The sequence below is a fragment of the Streptomyces flavofungini genome (assembly GCF_041028215.1).
Lineage (GTDB): Bacteria > Actinomycetota > Actinomycetes > Streptomycetales > Streptomycetaceae > Streptomyces > Streptomyces flavofungini_B.
In genome coordinates this window covers 1-7,384 of record NZ_JASKYR010000384.1, presented here as the reverse complement: position 1 = coordinate 7,384, position 7,384 = coordinate 1, and the positions used below count along the sequence as shown (strand labels likewise).

The window sequence follows — 7,384 nt, the reverse complement described above, 5'->3', positions numbered from 1 at the left end:
GGCCCTCCCTCACCCCAGATGCGTGTCCCCCAGGGACACCAGGAGTCTGCGCAGTACGTCGTCCACGGTCGCGCGGTCCTCCGGGGTCAGGGCCGCCAGCATGCGTTCCTCGTTGGCGATGTGGTCGACGACCGCGCGGTCGACCAGGTCGAGGCCCGTGGCCGTGAGGCGGACGCGGATGGCTCTGCGGTCGGTGGGGTCGGGGCGGCGTTCGATCAGGCCCTTGCGCTCCAGTTTGTCGAGGCGGTTGGTGATGGCGCCGGAGGTGACCATCGCGGACTTCAGGAGGCCGCCCGCGGTCAGTTCGTGGGGGGCGCCGACCCTGCGCAGCGTCGCGAGGACGTCGAACTCGGCGAATTCCAGGCCGTACTCGGCGAAGACCTTCTTCATGCCCTTGCTCAGCAGGTGGTCGGCCCGTTTGATGCGGCCGACCAGGGCCATCGCGTCGAGGCGAGCAAGGTCGAGGTCCGGGCGCTCCCTGCGCCACTGGCCGCGCAGCTCGTCGATGGCGTCCGCCCTCGCCCCGGCCGTCGTCTCTCCGCTGCCGCTCATCCGTGACCCAATCTCTCAACGTTCAGATACTTGACGTTCGCAGACCGACGCCGCATATTTATCTCAACGTTGAGAATAACAGCGTTGAGGGGAACTTCGAGGGGGAAGTCATGTCCATTCGTACGACGAGCAAGGCCCGGCACGACGACGTCACCACCGTCCAGGGAAGCTCCGCCGCCGCACCGGCCCCCGGCACCTCCGCCAAGGCCGCCGCGGGCATGGCCGCGCTCGCCGCGATCGGTCCCGCCACCTGGGGCACCACCTACGTCACGACCACCGAACTGCTGCCCCCGGACCGCCCCTTGCTCGCCGCGGCCCTCCGCGCGCTGCCCGCCGGGCTGATCCTGCTCGCCCTCACCCGGCGGCTCCCGAGCGGCGACTGGTGGTGGAAGGCCGGTGTGCTCGGGCTCCTGAACTTCGGTGCGTTCTTCCCGCTCCTCTTCTTCGGCGCCTACCACCTGCCCGGCGGCGTCGCCTCCACCGTCAGCGCCATCATGCCGCTGCTCGTCGCGGGGTTCGGGATCGGCGTCCTGAAGGTGCGGCCCACCCGCCGCACCCTGCTCGCGGGCCTCGTCGGCGTCGCGGGCGTCGCCCTGCTCGTCCTGCGCGGCAGCGCCACCGTGGACCTCGCGGGCATCGTCGCGATGCTGACGGCCACGACCCTGATGGCCCTCGCCGTGGTCCTCAGCAAGCGCTGGGGGCGCCCCGAAGGCGTGTCCCTGCTCGCGCTCACCGGCTGGCAACTGACCGCGGGCGGCCTCGTCCTCGCCCCCGTCGCCCTCACCGCCGAGGGCCTGCCCGACCACTTCACCGGCGACAACATCGCCGGATACGCCTACCTCGGCATCATCGGCACGGCCCTCGCGTACGCCCTCTGGTTCCGCGGCATCGAACGCCTCCCCGCCTCCTCCGTCGCCTTCCTCGGCCTGACCAACCCGGTCGTCGCCACCCTGGCCGGGCTGCTGCTCCTCGGCCAGACCCTGACCCCCTGGCAGCTCGGCGGCCTGGTCCTGGTGATCGGCAGCGTCGTGCTGGGCCAGAACCGGCGCCGGGCCCGGCGCGCCTGACGAACCGCCCGCGGCCGGGACGCCCCGCTCAGGGGGTCGCGACCAGCGGGTTCTCGAAACTGACCAGGTGGGCCATGCGGCCCAAGATCGCCCGGTACTGCGCGCGCCGGGCGATCGCCGCGGTCGTCAGCGTGAGGACCGCCATCCGCCTGCCGTCGGGGTGCGGAAGATGGGCGTGGACCTGCAACAGCGACATCGACGGCAGCCCGGACCCCTCGGCGGGGGCCCGCAGCACCTCGCTGAACGAGGCCGGGCCGCAGGGCATGTCGCGGTACTCCACGCGCGTGTGCCGCCCGCCGCCGGACACGGCGCGCGCGGCRSMSRCGSSWSGMGGCGAGCGGGCGATGTCCCCCCAGGCCACGGAGAAGAGACAGAGCAGGGGCCGCCCCCGTCCCCCGGAGTCGTCCCCGTGCAGCCCCAGCGAACAGTGCACGGTGCCGGTCCCGCGCAGGGCGAGCAGCAGCTGCTGGGCGGCGGCCAGCTCCCCGAGGAACAGCTCCCGGGGCACCCCCTCCGGCATGGCCCCGGCCATCGGCGCGAGTACGGCGCCGAGGCGCTGGGCGGCGGGCGTACCGGAAGCCGCGGTCAGCACGTCCAGGGGCAGTTCCGTGAAGCCGGAGGGGAGGGCGAACCAGATGTCGGCGCGGGGGTCGCGGGCGGAGTCCTCGACGATATAGCGGGGTGCGGGCATGTCCCGTCTCTCTTTCCGGATCTCTCGACCGACGACCGAGGCCGTCGGTCAGGCGGTCAGGCGTATGGGCGGATCAGCGGGATTCGCGGTTCTCGGAAGTGAAGAGGGAAGTTAGCGGCGCCGACAGGGGCGTGCCAGTGGCATGTTCGCGCGATGGACCGGCATACCGCCCATATCGGCTGCCCCGAAACGGCGGAGCGCCGCGTACGCCGTCCGCCGCGGCCCACCAGCGCCCGTCCGTGCCCGTCCTGGGACCGGTACGGCGACAAGTGGTCGGTCAAACAGTCGCGTTCGCATTCGCGGGGCGTGGGATGCGGCTCACACGCCCGCCCGCACGACGCACGCGCCCCGTCCGGACAGCCACGCGCACTCCGCCCGGACAGCCGCGCCCACACAGCACCGGACAGCACCGGACGGCAAAGGCCGCACATCGTCGTCCACCCGATGTGCGGCCCTGTACGCCGAAGGACCCGCCGCCCCGGCGGCGGGGGTACCGGCTACTTCGCGGCGAACTTCCAGATCACCGGCTCGTCCTCGCTGTCCTCCGGAGTCCAGTGGACCTCAAGCTCCTTGGCGCCCGCGGGGACCAGGTAGGTCTGGCAGAGGACGTGGCTCTGGCCCTTCTTCCAGCCTTCGAGCTCCAGCTCGTCCTCGCAGCCCGGGGCGGACTCGGAGGCGCCGATCAGAAGGCCGCCGCGGGTGCCGTCGGCGTAGATCTCCGCGCCGTCGCCGACGTCCGGGACGTCGGCGAGCGGGGCGCCCGCCTTGTGCGTGTACTTCACGTGGGCGACGGCGGCGACCAGGCCCTTGGCCTTCTTCGGGTCCGAGACCAGCTTCTCGGTCTCGGCCTCGGTGCCGAGGTCGACCTTCTGGGCGGCTATGTCGTACGTGACCATGGCGTCGCCCTCCTTCGACTTGCCCGTGGCGCTCTGGCCGGGCTTGAGCGCGGAGGGCGCCTCGGCCTCGGAGCCCGCGGAGTCCGACGTGGGGGTGCCGGACTTCTTGGTGTCCTCGGACTTCTTGTCGTCGTCACCGCCGCCGCAGGCGGTCAGGGCGAGGGCGAGTACGGCGACGGGCGCGGCGAGACGCAGCGCGGTCTTCTTGCGAAGCAAAACAGACTCCCGGCAGGTGTGGGGCCCCGCCGCCCGCGCGCGATCGGCCGCATACGTGATGCGCGTGATCAGCACGCGCAGTGCGGCCGGTTGATCAGGTCAGGCCACCCTAGGAGGCGGCCACGCACCGCGTCCAAGCGATTGCGCCACGCGAAACACCTACCGTTGGCGTGTGCCAATCCTGCGGCCGATGCCCCTTCCCGCAGAAGGGACGAAGGCGTTCCCCCGTGCGAAGTACCGTCGGTCCGGCAGCGGTTGGGGCACTGCCCGACGCCCCGGCGGGCAGCCGCGCTGGGCGGCCATGAACGGATATGTGCCACTCCGGCCCACGCCCGTCCACGCCCGCAGCGCCGATAACGGTTGCACAACTCGTCCGCCGCGCGGAGCGCTCAGCGCACCGCCCGTCTCCCCCGCGCCGGGCGCTTCGTGCCGTTCGGCCACAGGCGTGGGCGGCGCTTCGCCGCCAGGTCCTCCACCCAGCCGACGGCCACCACCATCAGGCCGATCAGCGGCCAGACCAGCAGCGTCATCCACAGCATGTACGTGGTGTCCAGGGCCGAGCTCCAGCGCTCGTCCTCCATGAACGGCAGGTCGTACGCGAGGTCGATGATCGGGACCGTCGCCATGATCAGGAAGTTGTGCCAGAGGTAGATCGTGACGGCTCTGTTGTTGGAGAGCGTCACCAGCTTGTCCCACCTGGCGAGCCTGCCCGGCAGCTCCTGCCACGACGGCGAGTACTGGAGCAGGATCACGACGAACCCGAAGGACCACGCCGCCTGTGCCAGCGGGATGTCGTTCAGGTCCCAGCCGTCCGGGCCCAGGTGCCCCGAGGCCCACCACAGGCCGAACGCCATGATCAGCGCGGAGGCCGACACCGCGAGGTAGCGCGGGACGCGGGCCAGCATGCCGTCCTGGTGGGCGAAGCCGAGCACCCAGCAGCTGCCGTACTGCGCGAAGTCAGTGACGGCGTTGCCCGTCTCGCCCGGGATCGTGACCAGGCCCGTGCCGACGACCGCGGTGAGGGCGAGCGGGGCGAGCAGCGTCGCCCACGGGGCCCTGCGGAACGCCCAGAACAGGAGCGGAGAGGCGATGACGAACCACAGATAGGCGCGGATGTACCAGAGGGGACCCGCCGCCTGCGCGGGCCAGGTGTCCTCCAGGAGGCCCGCCTTGTCGCCCAGGTTCCACGGGAAGGGCGGGGCGCCCACCGGGAACACGTAGTTGAGCATGCTCACCAGGCCCCAGGTGCCCGGGTGGTCCGGGTCCTCGCTCAGCTTCCAGCCGCCCGCGAAGAGCAGGACGAGGACGGCGGCGCTGAAGATCCACATGGGGGGCAGCAAGCGGCGTACGCGCCCCTTGATCACTCCCCACGCGGGGCGCTTGAGGGAGCGCGCCATCAAGGAGCCCGCCAGCGCGAACATCACGCCCATGGAGGGGAAGACGATCGTCAGCCAGGCCCAGCCGAACAGGTGGTAGACGACGACGCGGACGAGCGCGAGGGAGCGCAGCAGGTCCAGGTAGCGGTCGCGGCCGGGCTTCTTGGGCGCGGGCGCGGCAGCGGGCTCCGGGGGCACCGGCGGCAGCTGCCACGCCTGCTCCGGCGACGGTTGCCCGGGGGCGTAGGCGTGGCTCATGCGACGGGCCTCCGATCGTGGTCGCCCGTCCGCTGTCGCGGGATCGCGCCGGGCGCCTCAAGAACTCCCGTGCGGCGGAGCTTCTGCCAGCGCAGGCGGCCTCCGGTGAGCGCGGTTATCCAGGACTGGAGCAGCACCACGTACATGAGCTGCCGGTAGAGGATCTGCTGGAGGGGCAGCGAGATCAGGTGGGTCATGCGCTCGCGGTCGAGGCGGAAGGCGTACGCCGCGCAGACCGCCTGCACGGCGAGGACGCCGAGCCAGGCGGCGACCGTCTTCTGGGTGGGCCCGAAGATCAGGCCGTAGAGGAGGAAGACGTCGATGAGCGGGGCGAGGAGCGGCGCGAGCACCATGAAGAGGGAGACCAGGGGCAGGCCGATCCGGCCGAAGCGGCCCGAGGGGCCCGACTCGACGACCGCGCGGCGGTGCTTCCAGATCGCCTGCATCGTGCCGTACGACCAGCGGTAGCGCTGGGACCAGAGCTGCTGGACGGACTCCGGCGCCTCGGTCCAGGCGCGCGCACGCTCCGCGTACACCACGCGCCAGCCGTCGCGGTGCAGGGCCATGGTGATGTCGGTGTCCTCGGCGAGCGTGTCGTCGCTCATGCCGCCGACCCGCTCAAGGGCCGAGCGCCGGAACGCGCCGACCGCGCCCGGGATGGTCGGCATGCAGCGCAGCATGTCGTACATCCGGCGGTCGAGGTTGAAGCCCATCACGTACTCGATGTGCTGCCAGGCGCCGATCAGGGAGTCCCTGTTGCCGACCTTCGCGTTGCCCGCGACGGCGCCCACGCGCGGGTCGCCGAAGGGCTGCACGAGTTCGCGGACGGTGGACTCCTCGAAGACGGTGTCGCCGTCCATCATCACGACGATGTCGTACCGGGCGTTGGCCAGGCCGCGGTTGAGGGCGGCGGGCTTGCCCGCGTTGTGCTGGCGCACCACCCGTACGTTCGGCAGGCGCAGGCCCTCGACGATGCGGGCCGTGCCGTCCGAGGAGCCGTCGTCGATGACGATCACCTCGATGGGGTGGTCGCTCGCCATCAGGGAACGGACCGTCGCCTCGATGCACTTGGCCTCGTTGTACGCGGGGACCAGGACCGATACCGGCTCGGTGATCTCCGGGCCCCAGCGGAAGGTCCGCCGCCGCACCTTGCGGGCGTGCACCGCGGAGAGCAGCAGCATCAGGCCGAAGCGGGTGAAGACCAGGACGCCGATGACCGCGAGGGCGACGACCAGGCCGTCGGTGAGGTGCTCGGAGGCGCCGACCAGGAAGACCCAGGCCTTGCCCTTCCACAGTTCGACGCCGCTGACCTCGGTGTGCGCGCTGGGCGCGTCGAGCGCCTCGGTGAGGTTCCCGAACCTGTACCCCTCCTTCTGGAGGGCGGGCAGGAAGCGGTCGAGCGCCGCGACGGTCTGGGAGCGGTCGCCGCCGGAGTCGTGCATGAGGACGATGGCGCCCTTGCCGCCCTCGGGCGTGGCGCGGCGGATGATCTCCTCGACGCCGGGGCGCTTCCAGTCCTCGCTGTCGGTGTTGTTGACGACGGTGAGATAGCCGCGGCCGCCTATGTACTTCGTGACCGGGTACGCCTTGTCGTCCATCGCGTCGGCGAACGAGGAGTACGGCGGGCGGAAGAGGGAGGTGCGGATGCCCGCGGCTCCGGCGAGCGCGAGCTGGTTCTGCGAGAGCTCCCAGTCGATGCGGCTCTCGGACTGGTAGGAGAGGTCGGGGTGGTTGAAGGTGTGCAGGCCCACCTCATGGCCCTCGTCGACCATGCGCTGGACGAGGTCCGGGTAGCGCGAGGCCATGGTGCCGGTGACGAAGAAGACGCCGTGCGCGTGGTGCTTCTTGAGGACGTCGAGGACCTTGGGGGTCCACTCGGGGTCCGGGCCGTCGTCGAAGGTCAGCACGAGCCGGTGGTCTGGCACGCTCATCGTGGCCTCGCGGCCGCCCCGGGTGTCGATGACCGGGCCGCCCTGGAGGATCTTCTCCGGTACGTGGTCCGTGGGCGCGGGCGGCCGGACGCGGTGGTCGGCGAGGATCTCGCTGTGGACGTAGCCGCGCAGCATCAGCATGGCGAGCAGCGCCACGAGGAGCAGTGAGGGCAGCAGATAGCGCAGGGGCAGGCGGCGGCGCCGGGCGGGGGCCGCCTTGCCGCGGCGGCCCTTGGGCCGGCCGTTCGGGGGGACGTGTCCGGGCCTGGCGCGGTGGCCGGTGTGGACGTTGCTGTTCAGGGCGGGGCCGTTCTGGGTCTGGCCGGTTCGGGGACGGCTGTCTTGGGCTTGGGTGTGAGCGTGGGGGTCGAGTGCCCGGGTGGGGTGAAGCCGGGGG

At 71.7% G+C, this 7,384-nt stretch carries 5 protein-coding genes and 1 pseudogene; 1 reads left to right on the top strand and 5 read right to left on the bottom strand.

What is annotated here, in order from left to right; all coding sequences use genetic code 11:
• Positions 1-9 precede the first annotated feature (9 nt).
• Complete coding sequence (locus tag AB8Z36_RS24395; RefSeq protein ID WP_369215509.1) at positions 10-552, bottom strand: MarR family winged helix-turn-helix transcriptional regulator; 543 nt, start codon at positions 550-552, stop codon at positions 10-12.
• 110 nt (positions 553-662) lie between these two features.
• Between AB8Z36_RS24395 and AB8Z36_RS24390 the strand changes: the two genes are divergently transcribed.
• Entirely contained in the window at positions 663-1,619 is a 957-nt protein-coding gene (locus tag AB8Z36_RS24390) for an EamA family transporter (RefSeq protein ID WP_369215508.1), read from the top strand.
• A gap of 28 nt (positions 1,620-1,647) precedes the next feature.
• On the opposite strand, the pseudogene AB8Z36_RS24385 reads toward AB8Z36_RS24390, so the two are convergent.
• From AB8Z36_RS24385 to AB8Z36_RS24370, 4 genes and pseudogenes are all read right to left on the bottom strand, one after another.
• A pseudogene (locus AB8Z36_RS24385) lies at positions 1,648-2,310 on the bottom strand (hypothetical protein).
• A 497-nt stretch (positions 2,311-2,807) separates the two neighbouring features.
• Complete coding sequence (locus AB8Z36_RS24380; RefSeq protein ID WP_369215507.1) at positions 2,808-3,422, bottom strand: hypothetical protein; 615 nt, start codon at positions 3,420-3,422, stop codon at positions 2,808-2,810.
• A 389-nt stretch (positions 3,423-3,811) separates the two neighbouring features.
• Positions 3,812-5,056 carry an acyltransferase family protein gene (locus AB8Z36_RS24375; RefSeq protein WP_369215506.1) on the bottom strand — a complete coding sequence of 415 codons (1,245 nt, stop codon included), beginning with the start codon at positions 5,054-5,056 and terminating at the stop codon, positions 3,812-3,814.
• The gene (locus tag AB8Z36_RS24370; protein WP_440581988.1) at positions 5,053-7,173 is read right to left on the bottom strand and encodes a glycosyltransferase; all 2,121 of its coding nucleotides are present in this window, start codon (positions 7,171-7,173) and stop codon (positions 5,053-5,055) included. Before AB8Z36_RS24370 ends, AB8Z36_RS24375 begins: the two co-directional genes overlap by 4 nt.
• Positions 7,174-7,384 lie beyond the last annotated feature (211 nt).